Source organism: Novipirellula caenicola, assembly GCF_039545035.1.
GTDB lineage: Bacteria > Planctomycetota > Planctomycetia > Pirellulales > Pirellulaceae > Novipirellula > Novipirellula caenicola.
Window position 1 is genome coordinate 229575 of the sequence record NZ_BAABRO010000012.1, and the last position, 16130, is coordinate 245704.

The window sequence follows — 16130 nt, forward strand, 5'->3', positions numbered from 1 at the left end:
TCCTCGGCGCAGTGCTGATGAATGCTACGAACGAGGGCGGCACAACACTGGGGGCGATGGATGGTTTTGATGCAAAAAGTAACTTGATCACGCACGGACAATTTGGCCTCCGGGATAACGCATCGAATGAAATCCGTGTTTACGAAGTCCCATCGAGCGGAACTTTGATCGTTCGCGGAGGGGGCGGTAAGCGTCGCTGGTCACGTGGGCGTGGCGAATGAAACAATCGCCGGCGACCGCCACCTGTAGGTGAGCCAGCTTTGCACGGTAGAAGAATTCCCAGTGCTCGTACGTCTTCAGTTCTTCGTCCCACCGAAGAGACCGGATCGTTTCGGTGCGAGCGAGAAACGCATTGGAGGACATGTGACACCAAGCGACGTGACCGTTTCGCCGGATCTCGCCGCGATGCATCCAAATTCGCCGGCCCTTCATCAACGGCGAGAGCATCGTCGGCCGGCCGCCGGATCCTTGCCGGACACCCAAAATATCAACGTCAAGGTTATCGAAGCGATCGATGAGCTTGTCGAAGTTCAGGTTCGGAGTGACGACGTGGTCGTCATCAAGAAGAAACATGAACTCGGTGCCGACCGCATCCACCGCGATATTGCGACCGACTCCGACGCCAACGTCGACTTCGGCCGGGTGAATGACTTGGCACTTCGCGGCGGACTCGGGATACGCGGCAAGAAAACGGTGCTCCGGCTGTCCGTCATCGACCACGATAATATTGGCTGCAGCGATGTGCTTGCACAGCGACTCGACCAAGCGGTGGCAGGACCAGGGGCGGTGGATCGTCTTGACGCAGAACGTAACGTCGGACAGCTGAATTCTCATGCCAGTTTTTGCCCTTTAGTTTCGTCAACTTTGCCGTCCCACCATTGCTTGAGCAAGTTTTCTGGGACTGATCCATCGGGTTGCACCAATCGCAATACGTGGCGATGGTGTGTAATGCGGATGGCGGAGTAGTGACCAACTTGCTGACGGTTTCTGCAGTTCCATTCAGCCGGCAAGATGTAACTGGGAACCGCGTGACGTAGGAGCGCCTTCGTTAGCAGAACTTCGTCATTGCCGCCACGGTAAATGCGTCGCCAATATGCTAGTGCGTCGAGAACGCGTTGGCACTTGCGAAGCATTACGACGCCAGAATTCATCGAGGGAACACCGCAGATCCCGACCTGATCACAGCGTCTGGAAACGCCGTGAACATAAATTGCTTCGTAGCCGAATCGCTCAGTTAGCAAACGGGAAGGCGCGATTGACGAGGGTTTGAGCACCACCGTGTCGGCGTCGAGGTAGACTGTGCGATCAAATGGTAGCCATGGAATGAAGCGTGGTTTGACCTGATACCCAAGGGGCGATTTGACATCGAAGCGATACTCGACATCGGGGCATGTGTCGGCTGGTTGGTCGGTGAACAACGCAACGGGTACGCTCGGGCAGTGATGCCGCAACGACGATAGGGAGCGGCGAAGCTGCCACAGTGATCGGCCACCGATCGCGATATACATCACGCCCAGATTCTCCGTTGGCTTGGGGAACCTGCTCATCCGTGTTTGCGAAGTTGGGGGTCGACGTGATCGATTGCTGCCGCGATCTCTTCGGCCGTTGGCTGGATGCCGAGGAATTCGATCAGATTGCGAATGACCTCTTCGGGATGAGTGGTCAACTCGGCGAACTCGATGCGGAAGACGTCAATCTCAGGATGCTTTTCCAGGAATGCATCACGGTGCTGCATCAGGCTGCGTTGGAGACGATCGCATTGTTCATCATTGGCAGCAAACCATTGGCCTCGATGTTTTTCGGAGCGGTTTTGCAGGCTTCGAATCGACGCCTCGATGTCACGCTCGACACTGATGACCTTCAGTGAACCCCCGAGGCCAGCATGAAGATGCTCGACAAATCGGCAGAGATGCGGGTATTTGCCACCGGCCACTGTCTTGTCGCGATTCGCTTCCGCTTTGCGAGTGACGATCCATGACTTCAGCTGTTGCGTGAGCTGCTCATCCGACATCGTGGGATCGACGGCGGGAAATCGCATCGCCTTCTCACAAAGCTGGGCCAATCCGACGGCTTCGCCCCCACCCGTAGCTTCGTAACCACCGAGCTGGTTGCCCATATGGACGCCAAGGTGATGCATAACCATGGCGACGCAAGATGTCCCCGAGCGATGGGGACCGAGCACGGCGTAGAACGGGGCGTCCGAATGGTCGGCATTGCGGGCGTCGTTGAAGAAGCGTGTCTGTTCCCACTTGCGACCGCAGATATTGGACTTGGTTGGTAGTTGCCCGACGAGCCAGCGGTCGGGGGCGTAGACCGCGATCGACTCTTTGTCGACGTTCTTGCCTTGCACAAGTGATTGGTAGCGTCGCTGGGTCAATCGCCCAAGATGATGATCGATGTGGTGTTTCGAGTGCCAATCACTCCAATGAAGGTGTCGGTACAAAACCTTCATATTTTCACGACCACGGACCATGAAGGCGTGCGTCCGATTGACATTGTACGGCCGGTAAACGTGCTCGCTGATTTTGTGCGGCGGGTGTTTACCGGCATAAAGATGCTGGCCACCGAGATACGCGAGTCCCCAATCGGCCGGCAACTCGGTGACGTAGGCTTTGAGTTGTTGAGCGAAGTCTTCGCAGAACCCGGCGTCGTCTTCGAAGACCACATATGAATTTATACGCTCGATCAGGCATTTTTCAAGGATTAAAGCGTGTGAACGGTAACAACCCCAAGCTCCATTCCCGGCACGCCACTGGGGCGGCGTCGCGACACGGCGGCCGTCGATCGCCATAAATCGCTCGGGATGAGGAAACGGCCAGGGATCGGGAATTTGCTCCATCCACTCTTTGAGGCGATCCTCACGCCGATCGAGGTTCATCAGAAAGCATCGCTCGACGATCGGCCGATCAATCGCGATCCTCGTTGTCATTCGGCTCGGGTGCTCCGTCGGGGAATTTGCGTAGGAATTTTCGGACGGCTGTTTGAACGAGTGACTTGGCGATGACGCGAGTGAACCTTCCATGGGGCATTCCTCTCAATTGAGCTTCTTCGAGTAACCAGTCGGCGATCGTGTCGATGTTTCGCAGGCAGCCTTCGGCGCCCCAGTCGTTCATCGTGTCGACTCGCGTTTCGCAGTTGCACGTTTCGTTCGGCTTTGCGAACCATGCAAGCATGTTTTTCAGTTCGTTTCCCGGACCGGGCCGGTAATCGGTGATCTTCAACGTTGCAGGTTCTTGCTGACGATCTGGCAAGTAGCTACCAAGCATCGCGTACAGTTCACGAGTGTCTTTCTTGCGACGCTTCTTGTTGACCAAGGCCATGCCGATCGTGACGACGTTGATCGCTCGCGGGTTAGATTCGTTTTGACACGCGTTGCAAGCTGCGGGCGAGACTTTGGCTTGGCAGCCTGCCATGCCCGAGGCAACTTCGCAGACGTTGCTGGGTGTCAGGTGCGGGCAGTGGATCATGGGGTTATTGCTGCCACATGTTATGATGTGCTACGGTCATATCAAACGTTGCAAACAACCATCAAGCTATAGGCATTTCGTTGAAGACAATCTGGATTGCGCTGTTCCGAGGCATTAATGTGGGCGGCAAAAACAAGATGCAGATGGCACCGCTCAAGACAGTGATGGAGTCGATTGGTTGCGAGAACGTTCAGACCTACATCCAGAGCGGAAATGTAGTCTTTGAATCATCGCTAAAGTCAAAGAAGTCGCTCCAAACGAAGCTCCTCGATACTGTCGAGGAGCAATTTGGTTTTCGTTCGCACTTGATCTTGTTAACGAAAAGTGAATTACTAAAAGCAATCGATTCGAACCCGTATGCTGACGCGACGGCGGACCCTAAGTCGCTCCATTTTTTCTTTTTGGATGAGTCACCGAGTGATCCTGACATGGATGCCATTGAGGGACTGCGTGCCGATTCTGAATCCTGCTTGTTAATTGATTTGGTTTTCTATTTACATGCACCGAGCGGCATCGGCCGGTCCAAGGTTGCTGCTGGTGCCGAACGTAAGCTTGGCGTCGCTGCGACCGCAAGAAACTTTAACACCGTTAAAAAGTTATCGGAGATGATCAACTTTAGGTGATATGGGCATTACATCATGCGGTCATCTCCGTCACTTGGCCGTCGTAACTTCCCGTGCTTGAGGGTGGTTCACCGGGATCCTCGCAGTCACTATCGACTAGTTCCCAACCGCAGGACCAGATCCAGGTGCTGTTACACGGTTCACTCGATCCGCTGCTGTCATAGGACGGTTCCTCGACGGAGTAGCTGTGGCTGAGACGATTCGACCCACTGTCGCTGGGTTGGTTTGATTCCGACGTGGAATCGTGACTTTGGGATGGTTTTTCACTGGTACTATCACTGGCACTGCCAGATGAATCTCCGTAGCTCCGATCATGACTTTCACTCGGCCGATCGCTTCCGGAGCTTTCAGAGTTCGAGCCAGAACCGCTATCCGAACGTGAAGTGGATTCGGATCCACTTGAAGAAGCCGCCACGCTGGTGGAAGCATTGCTAGCAGATTCGGATGTGCTACCTGAGTACGATCGTGAAACGCTAACAGAATCGTGCCGAGAATTGGAGCTCTCGTTAGCGCTTGGTTCACTATCCGAACCACTGTCTGATTTGCTGGCGGAATGCGATACCGATTCTGACGTGGATTGCGAGTCAGAGTCACTCGACAACGATCCGCTGAGGCTGCTTGCTGACGCATCCCAACTGTGTGACGGCGAGGTTTGGGAAAGCGAATCCGAGTGGCTGTCCGATTCGCTCTCTGAAACGCTGGATACAGATTCGCTTGCAGTCGAATTCGATGCCGAATCAGAACTACTGAGTGACGTGATGCTGCCGGAATCACTGGATTGACTACTAACAGTGCTGGATGATTCTGATTGACTCGATGACGACGCGTATGACGATGACGCACTCTCCGAACGGCTGGAGGATGCGGACGCCGCGGAAGACGAGTGGCTGCCCGACACCGATGGTGACGATGACGACGAAACGCTGCTTAGCGAAGGGCTGCTACTTGAGAAGCTTGAACTTGAATTGGACGAACTACTGTGGGATGGTGACGACGAGCTACTGTCGCTCGATGATTCGCTGGATGAACTCGATCCGCTGATGCTCGAACTATCTGACGAACTGCTGCTAGACCCACTGCTCGACGACGAGGATGACGAGCTACTGCTGCTGCTAGACGAGTCACTCGATGAATGCGATTCCGATGAGCTAGACGATGACGATCCGCTCGATGAAGAGTTGCTCGACGATGACGAACTGGACGAACTACTGCCGTCGCAACATCGACATCCGATCGTCAGGTAGCTGCTGGTGTCTTCATGGAAGTGACAGATAATCTGCTGGCTCGCCAGCAACGCGTAGTCGCAGACATTGTAGACCGATACACGCGGTCCAAGCGGTATCCAGCGAGTCCCATCGAAACGCAGCTCTCGGGCAACACCCCAAGATTTTGCTTTCAGGCGTTTTGTGGGCTTACATAGAAGCGTTTGTTTCGGTGGGTCGATCACCCATGAACGCTGCCCATCGAAGCTTACTTGCAGGTATTGTTTGGGCGAGTCGGCAATCGGCCCGCGGATTCGCTGTGCTGAATGATTCCGAGCGGTAATCCGGACCGTGTTACCGTCTGGATCAGCGACGGGCTCAATGTCGCCTGCTTCGTCGAGTTGGTAGAGGTCACAATCGGCACTGCCTGTGCGCATACCTCGGCGTTCCGCGATGCCACCGGCGGGAACTTCGATGAAGTAAACCTGAGCCGCAGACCGGCCAACGCGAACCACCGCCCACTGCTCGCCAAGTTGGCTGGGATCATTTCGCCAGAGGATTTGGGCAGATCCATCCGGTTTGGACTGAAGTGTATCGCCCCCGGATTCACCCACGTCCGCAAACTTGTGCCATGTCTTGACGACGTTGACTCGCGCAGCCACAACGCCATCGAACACGACGCGGCCGACCTTGTCTTCCGCAATCGGTTCGATGGCAACCCCAACGCGACCGGTATGTTCCTGTTCGTTGGGGATAACGCACTGGATCGTCGCATCGCGAACGAAGCGTGCAAGTTCAGTCGGTCCCACCGTTGGATCGGTCAGTGGCGAATTGAAGCCGACGATGCCGCCAATCGGAATGGTCGCTGCCGACGTGTTATGGACGCGGACAGTCGCTGCGTTTCGCACATGTGTGCGCGGACCGCCACCACCCGGCAACCGGTTGCGATGGGCCGCATCCGCCGCGGCGAGCAAACGGTTGTATTCTGCCGCGGTGATATGGAATGGATCGCCGGGACGGACGCGTCGTGCCATCGTTTACGAAATCCCCAGCACGCCGAAATTACCACCGCGATATACCTGTTCGACGTAGGCGGCCTCGGGAACCTGCAGCACCCGATCACCTACGACTTTCTCACCGTGTTTGACCCACAAGTAATCCCATCCGTATTTTTCGACGCCGCTGATGTTACCGATCGTCAGATTCGATTCGTTGGGCCGAGCAGCGAAGTGATAGGTGACGTCGACCCAGTTGTTTTCATCCTCACCTCCTTCGCCACCAAGGAACAATGCTTCGCCGGCAGCGAAAATCGACCAGGGCGACGAGTTGGTTCGCCCGGTCATCGAGACCATCGCCAATAGATACGCCGTCGAGACGTACTCGAACTTTTTGCGTACCGAGAACTCGAATGCCGGCACGGTAATGTCAACGCCGGCAACGCCTGAATCGCTGACGCCGATCGCTCCGTGGTAGATGGGAGCAACGGCACCCGGCGCTGCGTAGATGCCTCGCGTTTGCAGAGATTGATTTAGGTGGGTCGTCGCACCAGTGGTGCTGAACGAAACAGGATCCAGCTTCGTTTGATTCAGCGTGATACTGACCAGGGCGTGCCGCGCGTTGATGTATTCCGCATCGATCTGCAGATACGGAACTAGGTCATGGTGGTTAGCATCGTAATAGGAAAAGGCTGCGTCGGCTGCGGCAGTCGGGTCAACGTCGCCGTCGTTGGTGGCAACGTAGGCGGCGAAGTCCGAATGCGATTTGCCTCGTGACGCTTTCTCGGAAAGAGCCGCAGTGTCGAAGTTGTAACCTCCCGAAGTGAAACTCATCAGCTGAACATCAAGCCTCCCGATTGGGAACGTTCGACGAGTCGCCTCGTGTTTTCTGCGGTCGCGATGATTGCTCGCTTCATATCGTCAGTGATGCCGTCGCCTGAGGAGGCGGGCAATCGCAGCGAGGCGGTTGTGCCCGATAACGCTGCATCGAACTCGCTTAGTGACTGACGCACCAAAGCGAGAGCTTCGTTAACAGCTGCGATGTCCAGCATTGGCTGTTCGATTGCCAATTCAGGCATTTCGAGCTTAACCGGCTCGGGGACGTCCGCGGGGACCGCGGCATCCGCCTTGTCAGGAAGCTCCAATTTAGGAGCGACGATGACTTCGCCAGCGTCCTTCACTGGTTCCAACCGGAGCTGCTCAAGTTTTCGGGCGCCACTTCCGAGCCCCAGTCCGAGCGTCTCAAAATCGCCGGCCGCGGCCGTTTGGGAGTCTTCCGTTTCAGGCCCCTTTGCAAAACCCTCAAGCGAATCCTTCGCCTCGCGATCGAGACCGAGTTTCAGATCCTTGGGGTTTGGCGGTTGCAGCTCAGTGTCATCGATGCCTGGAAGGTCGACGGGAGGAACATTCACATCGCCCGGTTTGGGAAGAGCCGTCGGTTGAGGTGGCACCGGCAGTGCATCTTCTGCTTTCGGCTTACCGTTCTCATCGGACGGCGCCGTGGCGTTGTTCGCACGTTCGACGGCGGCATCAAAATCGGCTTGTGCTGCAGCGATTTCCGCGTTTCGATCGTTGTCGCGGTCTACGGCTGTCGGCCGGCCCGCTTCTCGAGCGGCCTTGGATTCGGCACGAATTTGATCCAGCGTTGCCTGGACACCCGCGGTCGTATCGTCAATCAGGTTTTGACGCGCTGCCTGAGCCGCGTCGTTTTCGCGAAACTGCCGCTGCTTGGTTTGATCGACAGCCGCGTTCTTAGCATCGGTCTCGGCATCGATCGCCCGCATATCCGCATTGATGTCCTGACCCTCGCGAGCCTCGCGACGTGCTTCGAGCTGAGCAGCGATGCCTTTTTGCATCTCGATGCGGTTGGCTTCGATCTGCTCTTTGCGTTTTGCACGACGTTGTTGCCGCTGGATAATCGCTTGTTGGCGCTGCTGTTCTTCGGCTGCATCGGCTGCTCGGGTGTCAGCGTCGATCTTTGCCATTTCAACATCGACGTTGATGTCATCGTCGAACAGTGCCTTCAGCTTGATCCAGGCTTTCTTCAGAAATCCTACGGTGGAGTTCCACATTGATTTCACCTGACCAACAAACACGGTCCAGGTGTCGGCCAAGTAGTCGACAGTTTCCACCCAGGCTTTTTCGACGCCGGCAAGGGCGTTGATCAACACGCCTCCTATCTGGACTGCAACATCGCCCGCGATATCAACGAGTTCGTGCAGTTTGAGAAACCCCTTCTTGAGGAAGCCGATCGTGTTGTTCCAGCCTTTTTGAACGGCTGAGGTGAGGATCGTCCAACCATCGGCCATGAATCCGAGCGTGTCGTTCCAGACGCCAGCGAGGCCCGATAATGCACCGATCAAAACATCGCCAATCGCATACGCCGAGTCTGCCCAGACATCGGAGATGTACTGAGTGAATTCGGCCCATTTTGCTTTCAAGAAAGTGGTGCCCGTAATCCACTGCAGTTTCAGGTAGGACCACAGCACATCGGCCGCCGCGGTGATGTCGCCGGCGGCTAGAGCGTTGGCGATCGCACCAAAAGCGGCAAGTGTTTCCGCTTTGAGGACTTCGAAGACGCTGCCGAGATACTCGATCGCTTGGCCGGCGATGCCGGTGGAATACAGGAAATAGCCACCTAGCGCCGCGATGGCAGCGACGACTAGCCCCAACGGCGTGAACAACATCCCAACCGCGCTGACGATCACTCCGATGGAGGCACCAATGAAACTAAAGATGCTGGCCAATCCTCCGACGGCGAAGGATGCCGCAGCGGCAAACGAACCGAGAGTGAACAGTGCGGCGCCGATACCAATGATTGCGACCGCACTTGCCGCCGCAATTTTGACGATCTTTTGGTTCTTGTTGATCCACTCAATGACGCCGGACGCCGCGCGGCTGAACGCGTTGACCATGCTGGTGACGCTACCTTCGAGCGATTCGCCGATCGTGATCGCCACACCCTCGATGGAGGATTTTAGAATGCGGAACGCTCCGCCCAGGCCGCCTTCCATCTCCTCGGATGTTTTGGCAGCGACCCCGCCTGCGTTTTGCAGTTCCTGGTAGAGTTTGCGGGTGTCGGCCACCGACTTGCCGATCGAACTGGCCGCAGTGATGCCTAACAAGCCGAAGACTTCGTTGAGTTTCTCGGCCTTCTCCGCCGTGCCCATGTTTTCGGTCGCTGCGGCAACTTCGCCGAGGATGTCGACCAACGAACGGGCGTTGCCCTTGGCATCTTTGGTGGTGACACCGAATGTGGTTTTAAACTTCTCAGATTCGGCGGCACTGATGGTGAGCAGCCGGCGCATCGCGTTACCGGCCGACGAACCTTGGATGCCCATGTTGCCAAGTGTTCCGAGGATCGCCAACGTCTCTTCGAGATTCATGTTGGCGTCCGCAGCGACCGGGCCGGCGTACGACAATGCTTCGCCGAGAGACTCCACAGTGTTGAACGACCTATTGGCTGCGGCGGTCAGTCCGTCGGCGACGCGAGTGGCATCACCGGCTTCCATACTGAACTGACGGATTGTTGCCGCCATGATGCCGGATGCCTGCGCCGCATCGGTGCCCGTCGCTCGAGCCATGTTCATCACGGCGGCAGTCATGCGTTCGATCTGTTCCGGCTTGAAACCAGCGCGACCGAGTTCCGTCATTAGCGAAGCGACTTCGCTAGCGGAGTAGCTGGTTGTGGCTCCCAGCTTCTTAGCTGTATTGCGGAGCGACTCAAGCTGCGTTTCGGTCGCCTGAGTAATGGCGGCGACACCTCGCATGGCATCGTCGAAGTTCGAGAAGATGGCGACGCTGCCGGCCAGAGGGGCTGCGGCGGCAGTACCAAATCCCATCAGTTTCGCACCGAGCAATCGCGTCGATTGACCGAACGATTGCAAACGTTTTTGAGCCGATCGTAGGCCTTTGACGAATGCTGCGTCCTTCGTCAGCAATTCGACGTATGCAGCTCCGGCGCGGACTTGGGACATGAAACGAGTCTGGTAGCTTTAGTCTGGAGACTGCAGGAAGAAGACACTAAGACGACGGGGCGACTTGTGCTTGAACGAACTTCGCACCAAGAAGAGTGGCAACCTGTTGGACGGTTGCCTGTGCCGGGACTGGTCTTGTCGCCGTGTAGGGATTGAAATCGTCGGGCTTGAACGGTTTTCGACGACGTCGGCGATCACGGTTGATTTCGGCGGTCAGTGCCATGACACTCGATGCGATGTTCCAGTCATGCCGTCGCCGAGCGTCGGCCATTTGCATTAGCTGGCGGAGGGTGAGTGGTCCGGGGTCGACTCCGACAATTCCGGCGAGTTCGACGACGATCCGTTCAACGTCGGCACCCCGAGTTTCCGTTCGAGGTCGCTGAGAAGCGTGTCCACCAGCTTCGGATCGTCCAGCCTGCGTTCGATCGCTTCCATTCCCCGAGTTTCGATCAACCGTTGTTTGTCGGCCGCCTTCCGCAGAAGACGGCGACGCGACTCCGGGAAGTAAGCAACTAGAGCGTCGACGACCGCTTTACAGGCTTCGTCGATTGCGTCGCCGGCCAGCCCTTCAGCAAATGCTTCATCGTCGACGTCTTGTTGGTCCGCTTGCGGTTTGCAGATTGCGAATAGGACGTCGCCTAACAACAGCGGGTCGCTGGACAACTGCGTGATCAGATCCCCGTCGATGGCGTCCAACAAACGAACGTCGGTAAGTGCTTTGACGCGGCGAAGTGTGGTGTTGTCGATATCGACGATCCACACGCGACCGCGGCGATCAATAAATTTTTGCATTAGTCCCCTGTCGCAATTGATTGACAGTTACATTGGTAGAGTTATCAAACTGTAGCGACGACATATCGTCGTTGCTTGGTTATCGCAGACGCATGTTTCAACCGACCCTGGTATAACGATGGGCTACAACCTGTACATCACTCGGCGGAAGTATCATTTCGAGGAGGAGGGCCCATCCATCACCATTGACGAATGGCGAGCGTTCGTCGACGCTGATCCAGAGCTGAGTTTTAGTCACCGCGACGAAGCGCTCACTGCGATCTGGAATGGCAAGTGTGAGTACCCTGACCCGTGGTTTGCGTATTCCGAGGACTATGGTTCTATCGAAACTAAGAATCCGGACGTGCCTATCGTGAACAAGATGATCCAGATGGCCGCGCGGCTCGACGCGAAGGTCCAGGGCGACGACGGTGAAATTTACAAGACGCCTAGCGAGACTTATTTCGAAGACGAAGATGACTTGAGCACATCAACAATTCGTCCTTGGTGGCGACGATTGGCTCGTCTGTTCCAATGAAGCTATTGTCCGACATCGTTCTCAGATTGCTTGGCGGATACTCATCCGTTGCGGTGCGTCAAACGCCAGTTCTTACGTTCCGCTACCGGCCGGGACATTCATACCGTTACCAGACGAGGACTGGGTTGGCTTGAGCGTCACGTCGGCGGAGACCACTTCTTCGAGGTTTTGGTTGACGTTGAAGGTCATGACTTCGCAGGTCAGTGTCAGTGAACCGCCGGCGTCACTGATGTCGACGTCGCAGGGCGTGCCACTGCTCCAAAGCGTCTGAAGCATTGAGAACGAGGTGTCGCCATTCTTGTTGAGGACCGTGAACTCGATCGAGGCATCCTTTAGTGTGCCCACGGTGGCTCGCCAACCGTTGTTGTCACGAGTGCTCGCATCCGCTTCGGCTTTTTCGAGATTGACCGTCAAGTCTTTGACGTTCTTGATTTCGGCACCGTCGATGGTGAGCACTGCGTCGAGACCGAGAACTACTTCTGCTGACATATTGACCTTCTCTCGATTTACTTGACGGAATCACGCCAGAACTTGGGTAGACGTGATTGGTTGGCTTGCAGGGCCGGTTTCATGAATGGACGTTTGGGATAACGTCGTGGCTTGTTTGCGCCGCGGCGTTCGTTTTCTTCCTCGACCAACCGTGTGGCACGATTGGCCTGGGCGACGGTTTGCAAAAGCGTGCGAACAAACTTGCCGGGTGCTGCCACGCGGATCGGACCGTGCTGGCCAACCCGGAAGCGGTGACGCTTCAGTTTGCGTCGCTTTGTGACAACACCGCCGAACTCGTGTAGGTTCCACAGGCGACCAGCGATTTCGTTGACCGGGCCTATTACTGCCTCTTCGCGGTCCCGATTCACCTCGTAGCGAATCACGCGGCGCAGCATGCCGGTCTGCGTGTGTGGCGGCGAACCAGGACTCGACGGCTTCTTCCGTTTACGGATCGATCGCTTCGCGGTTATCCGAATGGTCGCGGCAGCATGACCAAGCGAGCGGAAGTTGGCGGATTGAACTTTCTTCTGGACTTTCGCTTGATCAAAATGGACCCGTGTTCGGATCTGGATCACTTCGCGAGCTCAAACGTCAACGTCAGCAAACTCGTGAATTGATTGAACTGCGTCCAGTGTTCGGTGGAGTACAGGACAGCGTTTTCCACCTTCACACACCGAGCGGCGACGAAAGAGTTGAGCCGTTTCAATCGGAAGTAATCGGCGACTTCCTCGACGAAGAACACGAGCGGGTCGATTTCTTTGGCATCTCCCTTGCTGAACTTCTTCTGGATGGCCACATCGATCGTCGCGTGAAATTTGTTGCTTACTCGATCGAGCGGCAAGTATTCGACCTCACGTGGCACCACAGTAACGCGCAGCTCCTTCATGTCTTCGAGATCGAAGTTGGGAACATAGAGTCGTTGTGCAGCGAGGTTCTTTTTGCTGAAGTCGCCGGCGTTGATTTCAGCCACGACGCTGTCAGCAATTTGAATCACCGTTGCTGGTGTCGTTGTTGTCATGTGATCGTGTCGACCAATTTGGTGTGAATGCGAAGTTTGATGCGAAAGGGATCGCTGTAGCGCCAGGGCGGTTCGTTACCAATGGACATCAGTTCGTACACGAACGTCGTATCGCCGTCGGCTTCCAAGATGCGATCACCGCGGCGAGGCCAGGTACCAATGTCGGACTGCAGCAGATCCTTCGTGTTGATCAGAAAGTCACGAACCTGGGCACGGGTGACGATGCCTTCGCCGTCGTCTTGTTCGTATTCCGACTTGCCGATCGTCGCCGATAGCTCAGCGGATAATTCTTCACGCTGATAGACAACGGTTCGCGATGCGTGCTTGTTCAACTTTTCCGCTAACCAAGACTGGCCTCGCTGAAGCATGTCGCTCACGATTTGCTACTCGCCCGCGAATTTGCGGTGCGTTTCGTCTGCAGTAACGCAGCTGCCTTCTCGCCAAGTTCGTCACGCCACGCTTCATTTGCACGACGTTGATACTCATCCGAGATCGCCTCGGCTTCTTCGTGCAACTGTTGCTGCCGAAAATTGAGTTGGCGTGAGAACGGATGAAGCGGACTGTTTCCTCCGCCCAGTGCGTTCCCGCCTCCGTCACGTTTCTTATTCGGCAGCAATGCCACGGCGAGGAGAACTAGAACAACTACGGTTGCGATTCCTAGAATCATGAGCTTCACATGCCTCGCTTGATGAGAATGAATCCGAGTAGGATGATGGCGACAACGATCAGGGCGAGCGTGGCCAGTTCGCCGGCCCCGGCCCAGATCAAGGCGTTGCGACCGCCAAGATCGCGGTCAAATAGCCGGTCACGGTCGACGTCGCGGTCTCGGTCGAATGGACGCCAGTTATCGTTTGGTTCGACAGGACAGTAGCCATCGGGACAATCCTGAGACGTGAGCTGTAGTGTCGGTGAGATTGCATCGTCCCACGAATAGCCGCGGGTTTTGAGAGCACCGGTCCGCTGAGCCTGACGGGTCTGTTGATAAAGCTCGTAACCGTGTCGCAGGTCGTCGTAAAGTTCGGCGGCGGTCGCGGGGAGCATCGTGTGTCCCGCCGCATGAACGTGTCCCCCATTTGCGTCCTGGAACAGCACCACAGGGAATTGGCCGACCGGCACGATCTCTTCGAACCGAGTTCGATACAGAGCATTGCCGGACGTATAGACCTGGAATTCGCAGGCGGATTTCAGTTTGACAAGACGGCTGTCCCTGTTGAACCAATCCAACAACTGTTGACTCTTCGCGTCAGTGCCAACGAAGAGGGCAATCTGGTATTGCTTTCGGGCGGGTGCCGGTTTCGAGCTGGATGTCGGCGTTACCACGATCGGCGCTGGAACGGTTAAAGCCGCTGGCGAGTTCGCAGGAATTACTCGGTACGGACGCACGATTGGCGTTGTTGGAACGACACGGGATGGCACCGCAGTCGGAGGACAAGGGCGACACGGCTGGGTGAATTGTTGTTTCAACTCGCCCTGGGCCCCAAGGTTGACTCGCTGTGGTTCGTCCAGCTTTTCAATCTGACCCACTGATGGTGGTGCAACCGGGCGTGCCGGAGGCAGCTTCCATGTTGACTCTTGCGGTGGTGGTGCCGACGAAGTAATCGCGGTAAACACGACTCCTAGCAGCACCGCATGGATGACCGCCACGGCGATCAGACCCACGCTTAGTCGGATTCGGATTTCGTCTTTCACTCGATGACCTCGTAACTTGGATATGGCAAAGAACTGGCGGGGTCTTCCAACACGGTCAACGCGAATCCGCCATAGCCCGCCCATAAACGAACGAATTGTTCACGGGGTGTCAGTTCAAACCGGCCGGGATAGTTGTTGTCCAGAATCGCTGCGTACTGGCGTCCATCGCGTTTGACCCAACCAACGAAGGTGCAGCAGTGAGCCGGCTTCCACCACAGGATTGCCCCACGGCGCGTTGCGGTGGCCCAGTCAAGGAACCGCGGATCGGCTTTGACCGTCTAGCTGTAATCGATGTCCGCAGCATCGAGGCGGCTTCGCAGTCGCGAGTCCCACTCGCCGTCGCTGTACGTCGCCCGCCAACGTTCGCCGAGTTCGTACTCATTGAGCCAACGAAGATGATTGACCAGCGACGCATGGACGCAGCTGCCTTGGTTGAGCCGGCCAGTCCAGTTTCGCTGGTGAAGCTGCGTCGGAAGATTGGCTACAGGCTGTTCCGCTGGCGGTGCAGGAAGCGGCTTGACTTGCACCGGATGATCCGGCAAACATCCTGTGGCAAACAGGAGCAATCCGGCTGCGATAAATGCACGCAGAAATCCTTTCACGTGGTTTTCCTCTTCAAGATGAACGGGACTTACTGCGTCAGCAGGACGCGAACAATGGAGCTGCCCGGCGTCGCAGGCCGGATCGCTTTGCCAAGCAGCGGGTGACCGCCACTCGTCTTGACCACATGCCAGCTGGCGGTAGACCAATAAAGCCGAGTGCCGACGTCGATGTTGGTCGACGGGTCTTTCAGCACGTCAAAAACACCGCGAACAGAAAGTCCCCCGGTCTGACCGGCTGCAACGAAGAATTTCCTGATCCCAACAAGTTCCCCCAGCACAACGATCGAACCAGCGGGTACATCATCCGCGGGGACGAAATCAATGGTCGAACCGTCGTGCAAGAAAGTTGCGGGCATCGCGAGTCAACTTCCTTTTGTTATTGGCTCAGACGCACACGCACGTTGTCATCGTCGGCGGCTGCGGCGAGCACCGCTTTGCCGAGCAACTTGTTTCCGGTAGCCGTCGTCTGCGGCTCGTTGCTTCCGTCGACATAGACCTTCTGACCGACGGTGAATGCAACGGCACTGGCGGGAGTCTTCGGAACGTCAAATACGCCTTCGACGGCGATCGCGCCAAGCGTGTCGGCTTTGATTGACCGCTTAGTGATGCCGACGAGATCGCCCTGCACCACGATTTCACCCATTGCGAGATCGGCGTCAGGCGTGTGATCGATCGCCGATCCGTCATAAACGAACTCTGCTGAAGACATGAAAACCTCAAATGGAAGTGAACTGGTTGGTTGCTAGGAAAGGTGGATGC

The 16130-nt window shown here is 56.3% G+C and carries 20 protein-coding genes; 4 read left to right on the forward strand and 16 right to left on the reverse strand.

Annotation, left to right across the window (positions count from 1 at the left end):
- Nucleotides 1-87: 87 nt before the first annotated feature.
- The 4 genes from ABEA92_RS21400 to ABEA92_RS21415 are packed head-to-tail and all read right to left on the reverse strand — an operon-like array spanning nucleotide 88 to nucleotide 3467.
- Nucleotides 88-834, reverse strand: a complete 747-nt coding sequence (locus ABEA92_RS21400) for a glycosyltransferase family 2 protein (RefSeq protein WP_345685967.1) — start codon at nucleotides 832-834, stop codon at nucleotides 88-90.
- Nucleotides 831-1547, reverse strand: coding sequence for a glycosyltransferase family protein (locus ABEA92_RS21405; RefSeq protein ID WP_345685969.1), 717 nt, complete (start codon nucleotides 1545-1547; stop codon nucleotides 831-833). Before ABEA92_RS21405 ends, ABEA92_RS21400 begins: the two co-directional genes overlap by 4 nt.
- The gene (locus ABEA92_RS21410) at nucleotides 1544-2929 is read right to left on the reverse strand and encodes a sulfotransferase (protein ID WP_345685971.1); all 1386 of its coding nucleotides are present in this window, start codon (nucleotides 2927-2929) and stop codon (nucleotides 1544-1546) included. Before ABEA92_RS21410 ends, ABEA92_RS21405 begins: the two co-directional genes overlap by 4 nt.
- Entirely contained in the window at nucleotides 2907-3467 is a 561-nt protein-coding gene (locus tag ABEA92_RS21415; RefSeq protein ID WP_345685973.1) for a hypothetical protein, read from the reverse strand. The genes ABEA92_RS21410 and ABEA92_RS21415 overlap by 23 nt, the downstream gene beginning before the upstream one ends.
- An 80-nt stretch (nucleotides 3468-3547) precedes the next feature.
- Between ABEA92_RS21415 and ABEA92_RS21420 the strand changes: the two genes are divergently transcribed.
- From ABEA92_RS21420 to ABEA92_RS21430, 3 genes are all read left to right on the forward strand, one after another.
- A complete protein-coding gene (locus tag ABEA92_RS21420) occupies nucleotides 3548-4090 on the forward strand; it encodes a DUF1697 domain-containing protein (RefSeq protein WP_345685975.1) in 543 nt (180 codons plus the stop codon).
- A gap of 383 nt (nucleotides 4091-4473) precedes the next feature.
- Nucleotides 4474-4872, forward strand: a complete 399-nt coding sequence (locus ABEA92_RS21425) for a hypothetical protein (protein WP_345685977.1) — start codon at nucleotides 4474-4476, stop codon at nucleotides 4870-4872.
- A gap of 183 nt (nucleotides 4873-5055) precedes the next feature.
- Nucleotides 5056-5334: a hypothetical protein gene (locus tag ABEA92_RS21430; protein ID WP_345685979.1), complete on the forward strand. Its 279-nt coding sequence runs from the start codon at nucleotides 5056-5058 to the stop codon at nucleotides 5332-5334.
- 995 nt (nucleotides 5335-6329) lie between these two features.
- On the opposite strand, the gene ABEA92_RS21435 is transcribed toward ABEA92_RS21430, so the two are convergent.
- From ABEA92_RS21435 to ABEA92_RS21445, 3 genes are all read right to left on the reverse strand, one after another.
- On the reverse strand, nucleotides 6330-7121 hold the full coding sequence (locus tag ABEA92_RS21435; protein ID WP_345685981.1) for a hypothetical protein: 792 nt from the start codon (nucleotides 7119-7121) through the stop codon (nucleotides 6330-6332).
- Nucleotides 7121-10264 carry a phage tail tape measure protein gene (locus ABEA92_RS21440; RefSeq protein WP_345685983.1) on the reverse strand — a complete coding sequence of 1048 codons (3144 nt, stop codon included), beginning with the start codon at nucleotides 10262-10264 and terminating at the stop codon, nucleotides 7121-7123. Before ABEA92_RS21440 ends, ABEA92_RS21435 begins: the two co-directional genes overlap by 1 nt.
- 276 nt (nucleotides 10265-10540) lie before the next feature.
- The gene (locus tag ABEA92_RS21445) at nucleotides 10541-11056 is read right to left on the reverse strand and encodes a hypothetical protein (RefSeq protein ID WP_345685985.1); all 516 of its coding nucleotides are present in this window, start codon (nucleotides 11054-11056) and stop codon (nucleotides 10541-10543) included.
- A gap of 118 nt (nucleotides 11057-11174) precedes the next feature.
- Between ABEA92_RS21445 and ABEA92_RS21450 the strand changes: the two genes are divergently transcribed.
- Nucleotides 11175-11573, forward strand: a complete 399-nt coding sequence (locus tag ABEA92_RS21450; protein WP_345685987.1) for a hypothetical protein — start codon at nucleotides 11175-11177, stop codon at nucleotides 11571-11573.
- A 72-nt stretch (nucleotides 11574-11645) separates the two neighbouring features.
- On the opposite strand, the gene ABEA92_RS21455 is transcribed toward ABEA92_RS21450, so the two are convergent.
- From ABEA92_RS21455 to ABEA92_RS21495, 9 genes are all read right to left on the reverse strand, one after another.
- A complete protein-coding gene (locus tag ABEA92_RS21455; protein ID WP_345685989.1) occupies nucleotides 11646-12062 on the reverse strand; it encodes a phage tail tube protein in 417 nt (138 codons plus the stop codon).
- A 17-nt stretch (nucleotides 12063-12079) separates the two neighbouring features.
- Nucleotides 12080-12637, reverse strand: coding sequence for a hypothetical protein (locus ABEA92_RS21460; RefSeq protein WP_345685991.1), 558 nt, complete (start codon nucleotides 12635-12637; stop codon nucleotides 12080-12082).
- Nucleotides 12634-13080: a hypothetical protein gene (locus ABEA92_RS21465; protein WP_345685993.1), complete on the reverse strand. Its 447-nt coding sequence runs from the start codon at nucleotides 13078-13080 to the stop codon at nucleotides 12634-12636. Before ABEA92_RS21465 ends, ABEA92_RS21460 begins: the two co-directional genes overlap by 4 nt.
- Entirely contained in the window at nucleotides 13077-13448 is a 372-nt protein-coding gene (locus ABEA92_RS21470) for a hypothetical protein (protein WP_486348737.1), read from the reverse strand. The genes ABEA92_RS21465 and ABEA92_RS21470 overlap by 4 nt, the downstream gene beginning before the upstream one ends.
- Nucleotides 13449-13453: 5 nt before the next feature.
- Nucleotides 13454-13702 (reverse strand): hypothetical protein, encoded by a 249-nt coding sequence (locus ABEA92_RS21475; protein WP_345685997.1) that lies wholly within the window; start codon nucleotides 13700-13702, stop codon nucleotides 13454-13456.
- 50 nt (nucleotides 13703-13752) lie between these two features.
- Nucleotides 13753-14769: a hypothetical protein gene (locus ABEA92_RS21480; RefSeq protein WP_345685999.1), complete on the reverse strand. Its 1017-nt coding sequence runs from the start codon at nucleotides 14767-14769 to the stop codon at nucleotides 13753-13755.
- Between the two features lie 278 nt (nucleotides 14770-15047).
- The gene (locus tag ABEA92_RS21485) at nucleotides 15048-15371 is read right to left on the reverse strand and encodes a hypothetical protein (RefSeq protein WP_345686001.1); all 324 of its coding nucleotides are present in this window, start codon (nucleotides 15369-15371) and stop codon (nucleotides 15048-15050) included.
- Nucleotides 15372-15400: 29 nt separating this feature from the next.
- On the reverse strand, nucleotides 15401-15727 hold the full coding sequence (locus ABEA92_RS21490; protein ID WP_345686003.1) for a DUF2190 family protein: 327 nt from the start codon (nucleotides 15725-15727) through the stop codon (nucleotides 15401-15403).
- 20 nt (nucleotides 15728-15747) lie between these two features.
- The gene (locus ABEA92_RS21495; RefSeq protein WP_345686005.1) at nucleotides 15748-16080 is read right to left on the reverse strand and encodes a DUF2190 family protein; all 333 of its coding nucleotides are present in this window, start codon (nucleotides 16078-16080) and stop codon (nucleotides 15748-15750) included.
- Nucleotides 16081-16130 lie beyond the last annotated feature (50 nt).